The sequence below is a fragment of the Streptomyces sp. MMS24-W38 genome (assembly GCF_059889265.1).
Genome location: NZ_JCBCPP010000001.1, coordinates 4,694,947 through 4,712,247, shown reverse-complemented (window position 1 = coordinate 4,712,247; position 17,301 = coordinate 4,694,947). Strand labels below are relative to the sequence as shown.

Annotated in this window: 18 protein-coding genes, 1 tRNA gene and 2 pseudogenes; 12 read left to right on the top strand and 9 right to left on the bottom strand. The window is 72.4% G+C overall.

Annotated features, from left to right (window positions below; genetic code table 11):
* Positions 1 to 304 precede the first annotated feature (304 nt).
* On the top strand, positions 305 to 721 hold the full coding sequence (locus AC6F7H_RS20380) for an aggregation-promoting factor C-terminal-like domain-containing protein (protein WP_500758356.1): 417 nt from the start codon (positions 305 to 307) through the stop codon (positions 719 to 721).
* A gap of 174 nt (positions 722 to 895) precedes the next feature.
* Here AC6F7H_RS20380 and AC6F7H_RS20375 read toward each other — a convergent pair.
* A pseudogene (locus AC6F7H_RS20375) lies at positions 896 to 1,875 on the bottom strand (bifunctional glycosyltransferase 87/phosphatase PAP2 family protein).
* Positions 1,876 to 2,192: 317 nt separating this feature from the next.
* Between AC6F7H_RS20375 and AC6F7H_RS20370 the strand changes: the two are divergent.
* Positions 2,193 to 2,864, top strand: coding sequence for an O-methyltransferase (locus AC6F7H_RS20370; RefSeq protein ID WP_500758355.1), 672 nt, complete (start codon positions 2,193 to 2,195; stop codon positions 2,862 to 2,864).
* A gap of 30 nt (positions 2,865 to 2,894) precedes the next feature.
* Here the strand turns inward: AC6F7H_RS20370 and AC6F7H_RS20365 are convergent, their stop codons facing one another.
* The gene (locus AC6F7H_RS20365; protein WP_500758354.1) at positions 2,895 to 3,287 is read right to left on the bottom strand and encodes an FHA domain-containing protein; all 393 of its coding nucleotides are present in this window, start codon (positions 3,285 to 3,287) and stop codon (positions 2,895 to 2,897) included.
* Positions 3,288 to 3,437: 150 nt separating this feature from the next.
* On the opposite strand from AC6F7H_RS20365, the gene AC6F7H_RS20360 reads away from it, so the two are divergent.
* Together AC6F7H_RS20360 and AC6F7H_RS20355 are read left to right on the top strand one after the other, a co-directional pair.
* Positions 3,438 to 3,875 (top strand): DnaJ family domain-containing protein, encoded by a 438-nt coding sequence (locus AC6F7H_RS20360; protein WP_500758353.1) that lies wholly within the window; start codon positions 3,438 to 3,440, stop codon positions 3,873 to 3,875.
* Between the two features lie 74 nt (positions 3,876 to 3,949).
* Complete coding sequence (locus tag AC6F7H_RS20355; RefSeq protein WP_500758351.1) at positions 3,950 to 4,441, top strand: GNAT family N-acetyltransferase; 492 nt, start codon at positions 3,950 to 3,952, stop codon at positions 4,439 to 4,441.
* A gap of 32 nt (positions 4,442 to 4,473) precedes the next feature.
* On the opposite strand, the gene AC6F7H_RS20350 is transcribed toward AC6F7H_RS20355, so the two are convergent.
* Positions 4,474 to 6,615 (bottom strand): DHA2 family efflux MFS transporter permease subunit, encoded by a 2,142-nt coding sequence (locus AC6F7H_RS20350; protein WP_500758350.1) that lies wholly within the window; start codon positions 6,613 to 6,615, stop codon positions 4,474 to 4,476.
* Positions 6,616 to 6,955: 340 nt separating this feature from the next.
* Between AC6F7H_RS20350 and AC6F7H_RS20345 the strand changes: the two genes are divergently transcribed.
* On the top strand, positions 6,956 to 7,984 hold the full coding sequence (locus AC6F7H_RS20345; protein ID WP_500758349.1) for a peptidoglycan-binding domain-containing protein: 1,029 nt from the start codon (positions 6,956 to 6,958) through the stop codon (positions 7,982 to 7,984).
* Positions 7,985 to 8,003: 19 nt separating this feature from the next.
* On the opposite strand, the gene AC6F7H_RS20340 is transcribed toward AC6F7H_RS20345, so the two are convergent.
* Positions 8,004 to 8,690 carry an HAD-IA family hydrolase gene (locus tag AC6F7H_RS20340; RefSeq protein ID WP_500758348.1) on the bottom strand — a complete coding sequence of 229 codons (687 nt, stop codon included), beginning with the start codon at positions 8,688 to 8,690 and terminating at the stop codon, positions 8,004 to 8,006.
* A 237-nt stretch (positions 8,691 to 8,927) separates the two neighbouring features.
* A complete protein-coding gene (locus tag AC6F7H_RS20335) occupies positions 8,928 to 9,509 on the bottom strand; it encodes a TMEM165/GDT1 family protein (RefSeq protein ID WP_500761963.1) in 582 nt (193 codons plus the stop codon).
* A 423-nt stretch (positions 9,510 to 9,932) separates the two neighbouring features.
* Here AC6F7H_RS20335 and AC6F7H_RS20330 point away from each other — a divergent pair, with 423 nt between their 5' ends.
* The 4 genes and pseudogenes from AC6F7H_RS20330 to AC6F7H_RS20315 all read left to right on the top strand — a co-directional run bounded on the left by AC6F7H_RS20330 (position 9,933) and on the right by AC6F7H_RS20315 (position 12,459).
* Entirely contained in the window at positions 9,933 to 10,577 is a 645-nt protein-coding gene (locus AC6F7H_RS20330; protein ID WP_500758347.1) for an HNH endonuclease family protein, read from the top strand.
* A 71-nt stretch (positions 10,578 to 10,648) separates the two neighbouring features.
* Positions 10,649 to 10,936: pseudogene (locus tag AC6F7H_RS20325) on the top strand (hypothetical protein); the annotation flags it as partial.
* 293 nt (positions 10,937 to 11,229) lie between these two features.
* A complete protein-coding gene (locus AC6F7H_RS20320) occupies positions 11,230 to 11,688 on the top strand; it encodes a DoxX family protein (protein WP_500758346.1) in 459 nt (152 codons plus the stop codon).
* A 168-nt stretch (positions 11,689 to 11,856) separates the two neighbouring features.
* Positions 11,857 to 12,459: a DedA family protein gene (locus AC6F7H_RS20315; RefSeq protein ID WP_500758345.1), complete on the top strand. Its 603-nt coding sequence runs from the start codon at positions 11,857 to 11,859 to the stop codon at positions 12,457 to 12,459.
* A 57-nt stretch (positions 12,460 to 12,516) separates the two neighbouring features.
* Here AC6F7H_RS20315 and AC6F7H_RS20310 read toward each other — a convergent pair whose 3' ends face one another.
* Entirely contained in the window at positions 12,517 to 12,750 is a 234-nt protein-coding gene (locus AC6F7H_RS20310) for a DUF2277 domain-containing protein (RefSeq protein ID WP_500758344.1), read from the bottom strand.
* A 106-nt stretch (positions 12,751 to 12,856) separates the two neighbouring features.
* Between AC6F7H_RS20310 and AC6F7H_RS20305 the strand changes: the two genes are divergently transcribed.
* Positions 12,857 to 13,210: a DUF8825 domain-containing protein gene (locus AC6F7H_RS20305; RefSeq protein ID WP_500758343.1), complete on the top strand. Its 354-nt coding sequence runs from the start codon at positions 12,857 to 12,859 to the stop codon at positions 13,208 to 13,210.
* Positions 13,211 to 13,276: 66 nt separating this feature from the next.
* Here the strand turns inward: AC6F7H_RS20305 and AC6F7H_RS20300 are convergent.
* Positions 13,277 to 13,348, bottom strand: a tRNA-Val gene (locus AC6F7H_RS20300).
* A gap of 268 nt (positions 13,349 to 13,616) precedes the next feature.
* Between AC6F7H_RS20300 and AC6F7H_RS20295 the strand changes: the two genes are divergently transcribed.
* Positions 13,617 to 15,059 carry a hypothetical protein gene (locus AC6F7H_RS20295; RefSeq protein ID WP_500758342.1) on the top strand — a complete coding sequence of 481 codons (1,443 nt, stop codon included), beginning with the start codon at positions 13,617 to 13,619 and terminating at the stop codon, positions 15,057 to 15,059.
* Between the two features lie 72 nt (positions 15,060 to 15,131).
* Positions 15,132 to 15,353: an FmdB family zinc ribbon protein gene (locus tag AC6F7H_RS20290; protein ID WP_363035527.1), complete on the top strand. Its 222-nt coding sequence runs from the start codon at positions 15,132 to 15,134 to the stop codon at positions 15,351 to 15,353.
* Between the two features lie 229 nt (positions 15,354 to 15,582).
* On the opposite strand, the gene AC6F7H_RS20285 is transcribed toward AC6F7H_RS20290, so the two are convergent.
* Positions 15,583 to 16,530 carry an NADP-dependent oxidoreductase gene (locus AC6F7H_RS20285; protein ID WP_500758341.1) on the bottom strand — a complete coding sequence of 316 codons (948 nt, stop codon included), beginning with the start codon at positions 16,528 to 16,530 and terminating at the stop codon, positions 15,583 to 15,585.
* 116 nt (positions 16,531 to 16,646) lie between these two features.
* Positions 16,647 to 17,279 (bottom strand): TetR/AcrR family transcriptional regulator, encoded by a 633-nt coding sequence (locus AC6F7H_RS20280; protein ID WP_500758340.1) that lies wholly within the window; start codon positions 17,277 to 17,279, stop codon positions 16,647 to 16,649.
* Between the last annotated feature and the right edge of the window lie 22 nt (positions 17,280 to 17,301).

The window sequence follows — 17,301 nt, the reverse complement described above, 5'->3', positions numbered from 1 at the left end:
CCACATGACCTCGATCACATACGAAGCGACGTCGTAGTCCTCAGCGCACCCCACTCCTCTTCTTCCGTCCCCTCCGAACTGCACGCATGGCCACGGACCGCACACCAACAAACCGTATTTAATGCGACCACCAATAGTAAATACGGTCATTGCGGACGGACCCTCGGAACTGCTTCTGTGGAGCAGTCGCCAGGCGCCGACGTGCCCCACGGGCCGCGGCGCCCACGTATGCCCCGCCCCCGCACCATGTGCGGTCCGGCACCGGGCCTACGGCGACCGCCCTGCACCCGAAGAAAGGCCCCACGTGTCCGCCGTTTCCATCCTCCGCGCCGTCGCCACCCCGAAGAAGGCCCTCGCCGGTGCCGCCCTCGCCGCCGCGACCTGCGGCACGCTGATCGCCGCCGCCCCCGCGCAGGCGGCCACCACGGCCACGAGCTCGCACCAGGCGACCGCGCAGCAGATGATCGGTGACTCGACGCAGTACCAGTGCTTCTCCCACATCGTCCAGCGTGAGAGCGGTTGGAACCCGACCGCCACCAACGCCTCCAGCGGCGCCTACGGCCTGGTCCAGGCCCTGCCCGCCACCAAGATGGCCTCGGCCGGTTCCGACTGGAAGACCAACCCCTCCACCCAGATCAAGTGGGGCCTCGACTACATGAACGAGCGCTACGGCAGCCCCTGCGACGCCTGGAACTTCTGGCAGTCCAACAACTGGTACTGATCCACCCGGCACCAGCCCCCCTGCACCACCCCGCACCACCCCCGCATACCGAAGGCGGCGGCCCCCTGATCCCCGGGGCCGCCGCCTTCGCCGTTCACACCGATCCCTGAGAGCGCCAGGAGAGTCGGCGTGTCGAGGACGAGACGGTGGAGGGCGGCCCGGCCGTCGGGCCGGTCAGGCGCGCTCCTTCTCCGACCGCTCCGGTCTCTCCGTCCGATCCGGGCTCGCCGCCTGGTGCGGCACCGCCGGCGCACCCTCGGTCACGGGCGCCGTGGCCATGGCCGTGCGGGCGCGGGGGCCCTGGAGGAGGTGGGTCAGGCCGAAGCCGGCGGCGACGACCAGAGCGCCGCCGACCGCGTCCAGGACCCAGTGGTTGCCGGTGGCGACGATCGCGGCGGCCGTGAACAGGGGGTGCAGCAGGCCGAGTGCCTCCATCCACAGCTTCGGGGCGATGATCGCGATGACCACGCCGCACCACAGGGACCAGCCGAAGTGCAGGGACGGCGTCGCCGCGTACTGGTTGGTGAGGGCGGTGAGGGTGCCGTAGTCCGGCTTGGAGAAGTCCTGGACGCCGTGCACGGTGTCGATGATCCCGAGGTTCGGCATCAGGCGCGGCTGGGCCAGCGGGTAGAGCCAGAAACCGAGCAGGGCGAGCAGGACGGGGATGATGCTGGTCTGGCCGAGCCACAGCGTGTTGCGCACGGCAGCGACAGCATGAACAGGCTGACCGCGACCGGCGCGGCCAGCAGCGCCGTGCGCCGGCCGACCGGCTGGGGCAGGGCGCGGACGGCGACCAGACCGAGGGCGACGACCAGCAGCAGCGTGCCGAAGGTCCAGCCCCAGCCCAGGGCCTGTTCTGCGGATCTGCCGAGCGGTTTGAGGACGAGCCCGCCGAAGGGGGTGCCGGTGAAGCGGGTCGACTCGTAGAGCGAGCCGCTGACCTGCAGCACCCCGTCGTGTCCGAACCAGGTCTCGAGGTCCGTGAGCCGTTCCCCGCGCGGGGTGGTCAGGACGGCGGCGACCTGCCGTACGACCAGGACGGCGGCGAGCAGCCACAGTCCGAGGCGCACCGTGTGCAGACGTGTCCGGGTACCGTCGACGGTCGTGGCTCCGAACGGCTCCGCCGGTCGCCCCCTGTGTCCCGCGTTAGCCACGCCTCGTCGGCCTCCCGCCCCGTCGGTCCCACACGTCCCCCGCGTGGGGGTACCTCCGCAAACCTTATGAGGCCCGTGCCGCCCCCGGAAGGAGACGCAGGCAACCCTCGCTTCACCTGACGTCCGTCCTGCTTCGGCCCTGCCTTTGATCCGGCTTTGATCCCGGAAGACGATGGACGGCGGGGGGGTCGGGTTGCCCGCGGGGACGCGAGACGGACCACATGGGAGGGTCGGTGGCGTTGTGCTCATCGGCCGCACGAGTCGGCTGAACCGGCCACTGGACCGACCGGACGGAGAAAGACGAGAGGTGTACGGGCATGAGCGAATCACAGCTCTGGCGCGCGGTGGACGACTACTTCGCCGCCCGTCTCGCACCCGACGACGAGGCTCTGGCGGCCGCCCTGCGGGACAGCGAGGCCGCCGGGCTCCCGCCCATCGCCGTCACCCCCAACCAGGGCAAGCTGCTCCAGCTCCTCGCCCAGACGCAGGGCGCCCGGTACATCCTGGAGATCGGCACCCTCGGCGGCTACAGCACCATCTGGCTGGCCCGCGCCCTCCCGGCCGACGGGCGGCTGGTCACGCTGGAGTACGAGCCGCTCCACGCCGAGGTAGCCACCCGCAACATCGGCCGCGCGGGCCTGGACCGGCTCGTCGAGGTGCGGGTGGGCCCGGCGCTGGAGTCGCTGCCCCGGCTGGCCGACGAGAACCCGCCCCCGTTCGACCTGGTCTTCATCGACGCCGACAAGGTCAACAACCCGCACTACCTGGAGTGGGCCCTGAAGCTCACCCGCGCGGGCAGCCTGATCGTCCTCGACAACGTCGTCCGGGGCGGCCGGGTGCTCGACGCGGACAGCACCGCCCCGGACGTGCTGGGCACCCGCGCCGCCCTCGAGCTGATCGGCAGCCACCCGAGGCTGGCCGGTACGGCGATCCAGACGGTCGGCGGCAAGGGCTACGACGGCTTCGCGCTGGCGCGGGTGCTGGAGTGAGCCGGTGGGCCCTCGTGGTGCCCGCCGGCCTCACGCCTCGTGGTAGAAGCCCACGTTGACGCTGCGCGGGGCGGCCCGGTCCAGGATGACGACCTCGCCGTTGCCGCCCCGGGGCAGCGCGACGCTGCCGCCGTAGGCGACCGGGTGGACCTGCTCACCGACGGTCAGCCGGACCTCGGAGGACGGCTCGGGCAGCGAACCGCGCAGCCAGCTCAGATACCAGGTGCCGTCCTGGGCGCACTGGAACTCCAGATGGACCCTGGACACGAACAGCCAGTCGTCCGGTGTGGAGAGCCGGCACACCGACCTGTCCCGCCCCACCCGCAGCACGGCGCCCGGCTCGCTCGGCGCTTCGGCCATGAGCATGCCGGCCGTGGCCCCCGATTCCTCCGCGGACACGGCGGCCATGGTGAGTTCGAGCACGTGCGCTCCTCCTGAGACGTTCTGGCCGGCCGGGGCCGCCCCTGCGGTGGCCACAACGGCCTGGCGCGGCGACCGGTACGACTCGCCCGCTGCCGCCGAATGATAAAACGCCCGGTTCCACCGCGTCTGCCCGGTGGGCACAATGGTCGTATGACCGAGCGAAAGCCGCCGGGCGTCGACTTCGAATCCTGGGTGGACAAGCAGATCCGTGACGCCGAGGCGCGCGGGGAGTTCGAACGGCTGCCGGGGGCGGGCAAGCCGCTGCCCCCTGACATGGAGTCCCCGTACGACGAGTTGTGGTGGGTCAGGCGGAAGCTGGCCCGCGAGGGCCACTCCGTGCTGCCGCCGACGCTGGCCCTGCGCAAGGAGGCCGAGGACGCCCTGGCGGCGGCCTACGCGGCCCCCTCCGAACGGATCGTCCGGAAGATCATCACGGACGTCAACGCCAAGATCCGCGACATGATGTTCAAGCCCCCGCCCGGCCCCCCGCTGGGCAAGAAGCCGTACGACGTCGAGGACGTCGTACGGCAGTGGCGGGAGCAACGGGCCGCTGCGACGGGCGACGGGGCCGGCGGGGCGGACGCGTAGCACGACGGCCCGTCCGCACGGGCCGCGCATATTCGGTTGCACGCCTGGTGACGACCGGTCGCAGAATACCGCCCATGAACTGGACCATCGACCCAGAACACCCCGGCTCCCCCGCCGCCGCCGCGCTCTGGCGTGCGTACTACACCGAGGTCAGCGACCGCTGGTATCTGCTGCACGAGGGACGCCGGACCGACCCGGCGGAGCTGGAGCGCGAGGTCGCCGACCAGTCGGGCGCCGACCTCGTGCCGCCGCGGGGACATCTGCTGGTCGCGCGGTACGCGGGCGAGCCGGCGGGCAGCGCGGGGGTCCGGCTGCTGGACGCCGCGACCGCCGAACTCACCCGGGTCTTCCTCTACGAGGCGATGCGCGGCAAGGGCGGTGCGGCGCTCCTGGTGGGCGCCGCCGAGGAAGCGGCCCGCGCGTCGGGGGCCACCCGGCTGATCCTCGACACGCGCTCGGACCTCGTGGAGGCCCGTGCCCTGTACGCCCGACTCGGTTTCACCGAGACCGAGCCGCACAACTCGGTGCCGTACGCCGAACACTGGTTCGCCAAGCACCTCGTGTGAGCCACCTGTCTGCCCCGTCCGAACCACCCGGCTCAACCGACGGGCGCCCCCGGCCGTTCGCCGTGCGGGCCTTCCGGGCTGTCGTCGTGCGGGCTTCCGGCTCGCGATCCGCCCAGTTCCTCCGTCAGCTCGTGCGCCAGCCGCTCCAGATCGGTCGGCCGGTCCGGCCCCCACCGGTCGCCGAGCAGCTCGGCCAGGAACTCCTCCTGCGCCCGCACCAGCCGCTCCACGACCGCGTACCCGTCGTCGGTCAGTACGAGGCCGGGGCCCTCGCGTGTGACGAGGTGCCGCACCTCGGCCTGGCGGGCGGCCTCCAGGACGACGGTGAGCGGGATGGTGCCGCGCTCGGCGAGCAGGGCCGGTTCCATCGAGCCGCGCTTCCTGATCCCCAGCAGCAGCCAGCTCGTCGCGGGCAGCAGGTCGCAGCCCGCGCGGACGGTGGTCGTCCGGTAGATCTCGCGCCGCCCCTCGTGGGTGCCGAGCAGCGACAGCGCGCGGCCCACCCCGTCGGGGGACGGCCGCTCCACCGGCTTGCCGGCCGGCGCCCCGGTGCCGTCGGGCGCGGGGACCGAGGCACGCAGCTTGTCCTCCTTGAGCAGCCAGGCCAGTACGAGGCCGAGGAGGGCGAGGGGGACGGCGTACAGGAAGACGTCCGTGATGGCGGCGGCGTACGCGTGGACGGCTTCGGGGCGCAGGGCGGCCGGCAGGTCCGCCATGCCGCGCGGGTCGGCCTCCAGCGCGTCGACGGAGACGCCGGGCGGGAGCCGGGCGCCGCGGAAGGCGTCGCTGAGCCGGTCGTCGAGGCCGCTCGCGAAGATCGTGCCGTAGACGGCGACGCCGAAGGAGGCGCCGATGGAGCGGAAGAAGGTCGAGCCGGAGGTGGCGACGCCCAGGTCCTGGTAGGAGACGGCGTTCTGCACGATCAGCACCAGGACCTGCATGACCAGGCCGAGCCCGAGGCCGAAGACGAAGAAGAAGGCGCTCATCACGGCGGTGGAGCTGTGCTCGTCGAGCTGGTGGAGCAGCAGCAGGCCGACGGTGGTGACGGCGGTGCCCGCGATGGGGAACACCCTCCAGCGGCCGGTGCGGCTGACGATCTGTCCGGAGGCGGTCGAGGCCGACAGCGTGCCGACCACCATCGGCAGCATGTGCACGCCGGACATGGTCGGGCTCACCCCGTGGACCATCTGGAGGAACGCCGGCAGATAGGTCAGCGCGCCGAACATGGCGAAGCCGATGATGAAACTGATCACGACGGAGAGCGTGAAGGTGCGGATCCGGAACAGCTTCATCGGCAGTACGGGTTCGGCGGCCCGCCGCTCCACCGCGACGAAGACGACGGCGAGGACGACGCCCAGCACCGCGAGGACGACGGTCTGCGGCGAGCCCCAGCCCCAGGTGGTGCCGCCGAGGGAGGCGACCAGGACGAGGCAGGTCGCGACGGAGGCGATGAGGAAGGTGCCGAGGTAGTCGATGACGTGCCGGGTGGATCTGCGCGGAATGTGCAGCACCGTCGCGATCACGGCGAGCGCGACGACTCCGAGGGGCAGGTTGACGTAGAACACCCAGCGCCAGCTCAGATGTTCGGTGAACAGTCCGCCCAGGAGCGGCCCGAGAACACTCGTCGTGCCGAAGACCGCGCCGAACATGCCCTGGTACTTGCCGCGTTCACGGGGCGGGACGAGGTCGCCGACGATCGCCATGGACAGCACGACCAGCCCGCCGCCGCCCAGCCCCTGGAGCGCGCGGAAGGCGATCAGCTGGGACATGTCCTGTGCCGCGCCGCACAGCGCGGAGCCCAGCAGGAAGATGAGGATGGCGAGCTGGAACAGCCGCTTGCGGCCGTACTGGTCGCCGAGCTTGCCCCACAACGGGGTGGCCGCGGTCGAGGCCAGCAGATACGCGGTGACCACCCAGGACAGGTGCTCCAGACCGCCCAGTTCGCTGACGATGGTGGGCAGCGCGGTGGCCACGATGGTCTGGTCGAGGGCGGCGAGGAGCAGACCGAGGAGCAGGGCGCTGATCGAGACGACGAGGTTCTTGGCCGCCTGCTCCGGGGGGCCCGGATCGGAGGGCGGCGGTCCGGCGGAGGAGGACGGCGGTCCGGAGCCGGCACCGGATGAGGGCCGCGCGCTGCCCGCCCGCTCCGTCCTACCGTGCGCGTCCCCGGCCATGGCGACCTCCACAGGTTCTGGTTTCCAGGGCCCATCGTGATCGGTATGACCGTTTTTCTCCTGTTGAACAGCCCGTCGATCGCCTCCGGAAGACCGCGTTCCGGGGGCTTGTGCAGCGGGGTGTGGAGAAGATCTGCATAATCTCTGGAGATCACGAGGGGAGGGACAACGCGTGGTACAGCCGATGGAAACCCCGTGCCCGGAGTGCGGTGCGCCCAGGAACAGGGACAACACTCCGTCCTGCGCCTGCGGTCCGCGCGCGTCCGACGCCCTCCGCGACGTCCGTACGGCTCAGGCGGCAGCGGTGGAGGACTTCCATCCGCTCCGGATACGCCCATACGTGGAGTTCGACGACGGAACGTCGGCGACTACGCCGAATGCCGTACCGGGGCAAGCCCCCGCACCCGATCACGACCCCGAGCCGGAAGCCGGACCGGAGGCCGCGCCCCCCGCCCCGGCCGAGGACCGACCGGACGCGCCGCACGCCGCCGACGCGACCATGCAACTGCGCGCCGTCCCGCCGGACGCGGCATCCGTGCCCTCCTCCGCCCCGTCCGGGCCCACCCCCGCGCCCACACCGCTCGCCGCGCCGCTCGCACCGCCCACGACCGAGCCGAACGCCACCGACCTCCACCTGTTCGAGGCCACCCGCCCGACCCGGACGGTACCCGCCGCGGCGGGGCCGGCCACGAACCTGGAGCTGGGCCCGGACGCCGGGGAACCCACCCCCCGGGGCCGCCGCCGTCGCCGTACCGCGCTGCTCACGGCCGCCGGGGCCGTCGTGGCGGTGGCCGGGGCCGCCGGGTGGGCGAGCGGGCTGTTCGCGTACGAGGCGCCGTCCCGGGACGGCGCGCTGCCGGACGACGTGCGGGTGAGCGTGCCGGACGCCCCGTCGGTCTCACCCTCGGCCCCGGCCTCGCCGTCCGAGGGCGCGAGTCCGGCGGCATCACCGTCACTCCTGGTCTCGGCCTCGGCCTCGCCGTCCGAGAGCGCGAGCCCGTCGGCGTCACCGTCGGTCTCGGCGTCGGAGTCCAGCGTCTCGGCGACCCCGTCGGACACGGCGGAGCCGTCGTCGGCCGCGCCGACCACCGCCCCGGCCGACACCCCCGAGGAGGTGACGGACGAGGAGGTCCGCGAAGTCACCGGTGCCGTACTGCGCCGCGGCGACCGCGGACCGGAGGTCGTCGAACTCCAGCATCGCCTGCGCCAGTTGTACCTGTACAACAGCGAGGCCCACGGCCGGTTCAACCGCCGGGTGGAGGACGCCCTGCGCAACTACCAGTGGTCCCGGGGCATCAGCGGCGACGAGCTGGGCGTGTACGGACCGGAGACCCGGAGCCGGCTGGAGTCGGAGACCCGGGAGCCGTAGGCCGGGGGCCGGGCGGGCGCTACGCGCCCACGCCTCCGGCCACGACTCCGGTGACGTGCAGCTGGATCGTCCCGTCCGCCCCGCGCTCGACCCGCACCCGGGTCAGGTCCCGTACGACCACGTCCGGGGCGTGGAATCCGGCGCGGGGGCCGATCCCGACGACCCGCATCCCGGCCGCGCGCCCCGCGGCGATACCCGCCCCGGAGTCCTCGAAGACCACGCAGTCGGCGGGGTCGACGCCCAGTTCCGCCGCGCCCTTGAGGAAGCCCTCGGGGTCGGGCTTGCTCGCGCCGACGGACTCGGCGGTCACCCGCACCTCGGGCAGCGCCAGCCCGGCGGCGGCCATCCGGGCCGTGGAGAGGCCGACGTCGGCCGAGGTCACCAGCGCGTGCGGCAGGCCGTCGAGCGAGGCGAGGAAGTCACGGGCGCCCGGTATCTCGACGACGCCATCGGTGTCCGAGGTCTCCTCGGCGAGCATGCGCGCGTTGTCGGCGTGGTTCTGCGCCATCGGCCTGTTCGGCAGCAGCAGCGCCATCGAGGCGTAGCCCTGCCGCCCGTGCACGACCTTCATGACCTCGTCCCCGTCGAGCCCGTGCCGCTCGGCCCAGCGCCGCCAGACGCGCTCGACCGAGGCGTCCGAGTTGACGAGGGTGCCGTCCATGTCCAGCAGGAGGGCGCGGGCGGTGAGTACGACGGTGGCTGTCATCGGCAGCTCCAAAGCGCGGGGGTGGGGCCGGGCCCGGGTGCTGGCCGGGAGTGGGGCCCGGAGGAGACAAGGCGGCCCCGCCCGCCGGTCAGGGAGAACGGGCGGGAGCCACTTTGTTCACCCACGGTACAAAACCCGCCCGGCATCCCGCCAGCTCCTCCGCCGACCGTTCACCATTCGTTGGCCCCGCCGCCGCTCCCGCACCCCTCCACGGGGCCCGGGTGGCCCTCGGACCGGTCAGCCGCTGACCGCCTCCCACAGGCTCCACACCCCGAGCCCCAGCATCAGCAGCGCCGCGATCCGCGTGATCAGCTTCAGCGGCACCCGCCTCATCAGGGCCTTCCCGCCGACGATGCCCAGCCCGGCCACCGCCCACAGCGCGAGCACCGCGCCCAGGCCGACGGAGAGCGGGTCGTCGTAACGGGCGGCGAGGTTGGCCGTCATGATCTGGGTGAGATCGCCGAACTCGGCGACCAGGATGAGCATGAAGCCCGCCCCGGACACCTTCCAGAAGGACTGGTTCTCCGGCTTGCGGATCTCCTCCTCGTCCTCGTCCTTCCTGAACAGCAGCACCGCCGCGCCGCCCAGGAAGAGCACACCCGTGATCGCGCTCACGAGCTGCTGCGGCAGCAGGGTGAGCACGCTCCCCGCCGCCACCGCGAGCGCGACGTGCACCGCGAAGGCGGCGGCGACACCGGCGAAGACGTAGGAGGCCCGGTAACGGGTGCCGAGGACGAGGCCGGCGAGTGCGGTCTTGTCCGGCAGCTCGGCCAGGAAGACGACGCCGAACACGACGGCCGTCACGGTCAGGTTGATCAACGGTTCCTCGATCGGTCGGGGCTGCCCCACCGAGAGTGCTGTGCGTTCGCGGACACCTCGGCACGGCAGCACACGTGGCGCCCGAGCCTAGGGGCACGGGCGGTGCACTGCTTGCCGAAGGTCTCGCCGGCCGGCCCCTGCGGGACCTGCCTCCGGGCGCCGGCTCAGACGGGGCTGAGCAGTATGTCGACGGTCCGGCGAAGGGCTACTCCCCCTCTGCGCCGTCCATGGTACGCGAGGCGCCGCGGACCGTCTGTGCGCGCGGACACATCGCACCCGCACCGGATTCACACCGCCCCGACCCTAGACATGTCATGGCCGCGTCATTAACTTCTCACCAAACCCACCCCTCCCCGTAACACCGCGGGCCGAGCATTCCCCTGCTCGCACTCCAACGGACCCACCCCACAAGGGAGTTCGCACATGCCGAAGTTCTACGCGCGTCGACGGCTGAGCATAGTCGCGGCGCTCACCGGACTCATCGCCTCCGCCGGAATGCTCAACGCGACGAGCGCCTCCGCCGCCCTCCCCACCCCGGTCAGCGCCGCCACCGCCCGCACCTACCTCGCCTCACTGCCCGTCTCCGCCGAGGTCCGCACCGGCTACAACCGCGACCTCTTCCCCCACTGGATCACCATCAGCGGCACCTGCAACACCCGCGAGACGGTCCTCAAGCGCGACGGCACGAACGTCGTCACCGACTCCTCCTGCGCGGCCACCAGCGGCAGTTGGTACTCCCCCTACGACGGTGCCACCTGGTCCGCCGCCTCCGACGTCGACATCGACCACGTCGTCCCGCTCGCCGAGGCCTGGGACTCCGGCGCCCGGAACTGGAGCACCTCCCAGCGCCAGGCCTTCGCCAACGACCTGACCCGTCCGCAGCTGCTCGCGGTCACGGACAACGTCAACCAGGCCAAGGGCGACAAGGACCCCGCCGAGTGGATGCCGTCCCGCACCGCTTACCGCTGCACCTATGTGCGCGCCTGGGTGCAGGTGAAGTACTACTACAACCTGTCGGTCGACTCGACCGAGAAGTCCGCCCTGCAGGGGTACCTCGCGAGCTGCTGAGCGCCGGGTCCTCCCCGCCGACCTCCGTCGCTGCGTACCGTCCGGGGCGACGGAGGAAGGGACACCATTTCCCTGTCCGGCTGGGTTTCCGCTTCGGCCGGAGCGCCGCCGCCCGCACCCTGGGCCGCGCCTTCGCCCGGCACGGAGGGTCCGGGAAACCGCCGGTCACCTGGCGCAGGACGGGCGGGCCCTGGTTCGGCAACCAGCTCATGACGCTGATGCTGCGGGGGCGTTCGGCGGTGCTGCGACTGGATCACGCACGCACGGGAAAGCCGAGGGAGACGAGACCGGAGACCGGAAGCGGACAGGGGACGGGGGCGCGGCTGAGGACGGTGGCGGAGATCCGGCTGAGCGATTAGCGGGGGTGGCGGTCGGATGATGTGGCGTCAGAATCCGTGAGGCTCCCGTGAGTTGTCTGTGCGGCGACCGTGACACGGGGTGTGGGTTCGGTCACACCGTTGAACGCGCGGGTGGGGGCGGAGCCGTATTCACGTGCGGCGGCGGGCTGTCGGCCTTTCCAGGGAGGCGATCCCCCCGTGGCCACATGGTGAACTCGCGAGCATGGGTCAGGGGCACCTGACGTGGACCCACGGCTCGGCTCCGTTCCCGGACCGGTCCCTTCCGGGCCGGCCCACCGAAGGAGACCTCCCCCATGTCCGGACGCCTCGACAGCGCCCAGCCGTACGCCCTCGGCCTGTTCCGGATCGTCGTCGGGCTGCTGTTCGCCTGCCACGGCGCCGTCGCACTGCTCGGTGCGCTCGGCGGCGCGGACGGAAAGGGCGGCACCGTCGAACTCGGCGCCTGGCCCAACTGGTACGCGGGCCTGATCGAGCTCGTCGGCGGCAGCCTGGTCCTGCTCGGACTCGGCACCCGCGTCGCCGCGTTCATCTCGTCCGGCGCCATGGCCTACGCCTACTTCAGCGTGCACCAGCCCGAAGCCCTGTGGCCCGTCCAGAACGACGGCGAGGGCTCGGCGATGTACTGCTGGGCCATGTTCCTGCTGGTGTTCACCGGCTCCGGCGCCTTCGGCCTGGACCGGCTGTTCACCCGGCGCACCCGCGCTCGCGCCGCGCAGCCGAAGCCGGCGGAGCAGGCCCCGGTCGCCGCCTGACGGCCCGACGGTCCGGGACGCGAACTCCAGGCACCGGGCACACGAACCTCCCGTGACCTTTCCGTCACATGTCCGGCGTAGGCTCGTCGGTTGTCAAGGCCACCCCTGCCGCTCCCCCCGCGACAACGCGGCACGGTCTGGCCCACGGGGGAGCCATGGGGAGTTCGGGTGGAGAGTTTCGGATCGCTGGTCGGCAGCCCATGGGTCTACGCGGTGGTGGCCCTCTCGGTCCTGCTCGACGTGTTCCTGCCGGTGCTGCCGAGCGGGGTCCTGGTGATCACGGCGGCCACGGCCGCCGCCGCGGGCACCGCGACCGACGTGCCCGACATCCTGGCGCTGACCCTCTGCGCCGCCACCGCCTCCGTCCTGGGCGACCTGGTCGCCTGGCGTCTCGCCTGGCGCGGCGGCGCCCGTCTGGACCGGGCGATCGCCCGGTCCCGCCGGCTGACCGGCGCGCAGGAACGTCTCGGCTCGGCGCTGGCCCGAGGCGGTGGCGGCCTGGTCGTCCTCGCCCGTTTCGCCCCGGCGGGCCGCTCGCTGGTCTCGCTCGGCGCGGGCGCCGCCCGCCGCCGGGCCCGTGACTTCCTGCCCTGGTCGGCGCTGGCGGGCCTGTCCTGGGCCGCCTACAGCGTGGCCCTCGGTTACTTCGGCGCCCACTGGCTGGGCGCGTCCTGGCTCGCCACCGCGGTATCGGTCGGCGCGCTGTTCGCGGCGGGCGCGGGAGCGACCTACCTGGTGCGCCGGCACCCGGTACCGGCGGAGACCTCGTAGGGACGGCGCGTCCGGGACATCGTGGTGGACCGGAGCCGGCCGCTCACCCCGCCCCGCTCACCCCGCCTCCCGCGCCGCACTCGCGCCCCGCACCTCCAGGCCGTCCAGCAGGTCGGCCGTGGCCTCGGCGATCGCGTCCACGGCCCGGTCGAAGACCTCGCGGTTGTGGGCGGCTGGCGCCCGGAAGCCGGACACCTTCCGCACGTACTGCAGGGCGGCGGCCCTGATCTCGTCCTCGGTGGCCTCCTCGAGCAGGGCGGGCGGACGCAGGGTCTTGATACTCCGGCACATGCCCCCAGTCTGACCCCGCCGGGCCCCCGCGGGCCACGAGGGTGAACCACCGGGGAGCCTCCCGAGCAACTCGCCACCCAAAATCGAACAGGCGTATCATCGAGGTGTGGCTGCGACCGATGACTTCCCGAGTGACCTCCTCGCCGGTCAGGAGGAGTTGCGTCAGGTCCAGGCCGAGCTGTCAGCCCTGTTGAAGCGGCTTCCCTGGTCGGTGGAGCCCGTCGACGGGTTCAGCGACGACACCGGCTGGCGCCGGGTCGAGCGCCCCGCCTCGCCCGGCTGGACCGAGGACGAACAGGCCGAGGTGGAGAAGCTGCGGCGCCGGGAGCACGAGCTGGTGGTGTTCGTCAGCACCCATCGCTACTGGACACAGCTCACCGGCGCCGACCGGGTCCACGCCCGCTCCCGGCTGAAGCACGCCCACGAGAACCCGCCGGAGGGCACGGAGCAGTCCCCGTGAGGGTGCCGCCGTCCACAGCGAGAAGGGCCTCCGGAACGTCTCCGGAGGCCCTTGATCGTCACACGGTGGGCGCGGACGGTTTCGAACCGCCGACATCCTGCTTGTAAGGCAGGCGCTCTACCCCTGAGCTACGCACCCGGGACCCGGACGCACCGCCCAGGCCGAATCGACAGCCTACATGGCCCGGGACGTGGCCCGGTAAACACCCGTCCCGACGGCGGCCCGGCACCCTGCCACCGGGGTCCCTCCGGGGTGCCCCGTGACGACGCCAGTTCCCATGTGCTGGACCTCCACACCGGCGACGGAAGTCTCACGGTCCGTACGACGAACTGACCGACCCGTGTGTTCGCCCTCCACCGGTGGGACAATGACACCGGCAGGGCGAACGACAGTGCGGGAGAGGGATGTGGCGGCGACACCAGAGCAGCCGTACTCGCCGTCGAGACCACGCGTGCACCGCACGCGTGGTGTTCTGTCTCCTCCCTCGTGGTCACGCCTTCGCACGGCGCGTCTTCGCCGGGCGGCCGGTCCGCTCCGGGACACGCTCACCCTGATGGCCCTGCCGCTGGTGGCGGCACCGGCGCTGGCCGCCGCGTTCGCCGGCGGCGGCACCCGGCGCTGGTTCGGCGGGCGGGCCGAGAACCAGCGGGCCGAGGCGCAGGCCGCCAAGGACGCGGCGGCGGCCGCGTTCTACGAGCTCGACACCGCCCAGCGGGACCTGCGGATCTCCATCGAGACGATCACCGCCGTCGACAGCTCCCCCGCCGCCCGCCGGGCCGTCGCCGACTTCGAGGCGCTCGGCCGCCGTATCGACGAGGCCAGTCACCGGTACATCGAGGCCGTCGACGCCCATGACCTGGACCGCGACGACCTGGAGGCCTCGGTCGCCTCCCGGGCCCGCACCGAGCTGACCGCCGCCAAGGACGAGCTCGACCGGGTCAAGCGGGAACTGGACCGCTTCACCGACGGACTGGGCCCCCTCCTCGGCAAGGCCGAGACCCAGCTGGCCCGGCTCGCGCCCGCCGTGGAGCGCGCCCGGCAGGCCCTGCTCGCCGCGTCGAACGCGCTGGACACCGCCCGCGGGGCGGGGCTGCGGGCCGACGATCTCGCCGCCCGGCTCGCCGCGCTCTCCCCGGAGCTGACCAAGCTGAACCAGGGTGCCGGGCAGCACGGCGTGCCGCAGACCCTGGAGCGGGCCGAGCAGGTCACGCGCCAGGCCGAGGCCGTCCGCGCGGAGGCCGAGCGGCTGCCGGAACGGGCCGCCGAGACCGACCGCCGACTGGTCTCCCTGCGGACCCGCGCCCAGGCCCTCACCACCCGGTCCGCACAGGTGGAACCGGTCCTCAGCGAGCTGCGCCGCCGCTTCACCGCCGCCTGCTGGCAGGACCTGCAGCGCGTCCCCGAGGTGGCCGCGGAGAACGTGCGCCAGGCCGAGGGCAGGCTCGCCGAGGCGAGAACCGCGCGCGAGGAACAGCACTGGGCGGACGCGACCGCCCTGCTGTCGACCGTACGGGCGCTGCTGAACACGACCGACGAGGCCGTGTCCGCCGCCGGTGACCGGCTGCGCCGGCTGAACGCCGTGCAGAAGGACCCCGAGCAGGAGATCGAACGCACCCGCTTCGCCGTCCGGGACGCCCAGCGCCTGGCCATGGCCGGCCGCCACACCCCGGACCCGCGTCACGCCCACCCGCTGGACGCCGCCGTGGCCCGCCTGGATCGGGCCGTCGACGCCCTGGAGGGCCGTCACCCCGACTACTGGCACTTCCTGACGGAGACGGAGGCGGTCCGCGAGTCGGTGGCGCAGGTGGTGGCCCTGATCCGTGAGGACCGCGGCGGCTTTGCGGGCTAGGGCCCGACCGGCGCGTCGCTCCCGCGCCCCGCTCCCCCACCACGCACAGGGGCGGCCGGTTAGCCTGTGCGCATGCCTCGTTATGAGTACCGCTGCCGGACCTGCGGCGACACCTTCGAACTGAGCCGTCCCATGGCGGAGTCCGCCGCCCCGGCCGACTGTCCGTCGGGACACGACGACACGGTGAAGCTCCTGTCCACGGTCGCCGTGGGCGGCGCCGCCTCCGCCCCTGCCGCCGCACCCCGTGCGGGCGGTGGGGGCGGTGGCTGCTGCGGCGGTGGCTGCTGCGGCTGACGGCCCCTGACCCGGTGGACCGCACCGCACCGCACCGCGGTCCACCTCAGGAAACCTTCAGGTCCGGTTCTCCACGTCGTATCGGATCCGTTCGCCTCGTCGGCGCGGCTCTCGGCCGCAGCGTAGGTCCGTACGACGTCGGCCGGTGTGGACGATGCGTGCCCCTCGATCACGTCGGTCTCCTCGGAGTTCGGTGATCGCGTGGTGGGGAGCCTGGTCGCCGGTCCGCTCAGACCGGTTCGGCGACCTTGAGGACGATCTTGCCGGTGGTGCGGCCCTGGGCTATCAGATGGTGGGCCTCCGCGGCCTGGACCAGCGGAAATTCCTTGTCGATGTGCACTCTGAGTCGCCCCTTTCGGACGAGGTCGGTGAGCGCCTCGAGGCCTGCGGCGTCCGGGTCGACGAGGTATCCGCGGGCGCGCACGCCGAGCTCGGCGGCCCGCTGGTGCAGCCCGGGGGTCCAGGCGGCCTGCGCGCTGACGAGGATCCCGCCCGGCCGCAGGCATTCGAGCGCCTCGAGTCCGGGTTCACCTCCGAACATCTGGATGACGACATCCACGTCACGCACTGCGGCGGACACGTCGGTGGCGGTGTAGTCGACCGTCTCGTCGGCCCCCAGGCCGGCCAGGAACGCGTGCTTGGCCGCGCGGGCGGTGCCGATGACATGGGCGCCGCGCGCCTTGGCGATCTGGACGGCCAGATGACCCACACCGCCCGCCGCACCCGAGACGAGGACCCGCTGCCCCGGTTCGACACGGGCGACCTCGGTGAGCATCTGCCACGCCGTCAGTCCGGCCAGGGGCAGGGCGGCGGCCTGGGCGAAGCTCAGCTCGTCCGGCATGCGGGCGAAATGGCGGGCCGGCGCGGTGGCGTACTCGGCGTAGGCACCGGCCGCCCGAGGGAACCACGGCATACCCAGCACGCGGTCGCCCACCTGGAAACGGGTGGTCCCGTAGCCGACTTGCTCCACCACTCCGGCGACATCCCACCCGTTGACGAACGGCAGGTCCAGTACGCGGTTGTAGGCGACACCCTGGCGCGTGTAGACGTCCACCGGGTTGACCCCGGCCGCGACCACCTTGACCAGTACCTCGCCGAAGACCGGCTCGGGCGCTTCCGTCTCGACCAGCGCCATGGTCTCCGTGCCACCCCATTCGCCCTGTCGTATCGCGCGCATGCTCGAACCCTCCGCTTCTCCGTCCGGACTGCCCAGCATCCCGAACATACATACCTACAGCATGCATGTAAATGCGAAATGGCAGATGAGGGGTGGCAGGGCCGGGTGAGAAGCGGCTACTCCTGGTGCGCGCAGCCCGAGGCCGAACGGCTGGCTGCTCCGGCGAGCAGCAGGTCCAGCTGCGTCAGTGTGTCCCGCAGCGCCGCACGCTGGTCCTCGGCGCGAGCGATGTCCAGGGCGCTCTCGCAGATCGCGCCGTACAACAGCGAGGTGAGCGGGGCCAGTGGGCGGGCGGGGATGCAGCCCGCCTCGACGGCGATGGCCAGCCCCCTGTGCATCTGCTCCTTGCAACCGGCCTGGATGTCCCGCAGGGCGACCCAGTCGAGCGCACCCGGCGCTTCGACCAGCGTGATCCGGCGTACGGTCGGCTCGAGGGAGGCCTCAAGGAGGGCCTTGCACCCCGCGAACATCCCGTCCCACGGGTCCCGCTCCGTCCAAAACGCCCGCCGGACGACTGCCGCCAGCCCCTTCTGCTCCGCCGTGTACACCTCGCGGAAGATCTGCTCCTTGTTGCTGAAGTGGTGGTAGAACGCGCCGCGCGTCACGCCGGCCCGCTCACAGATCGCCCCCAGTGAGGTGGCCGCGAACCCCTGCTCGGCGAAGAGCTCGCGAGCGGCCGAGAGCAGGGCGTCCGTGGTCGCCTTCGTGCGTTCCTGCTGACTCCGGCGTGACGTCGTGTGCGCGGCCACTGTTCCATCCCCTCTCGGTCTG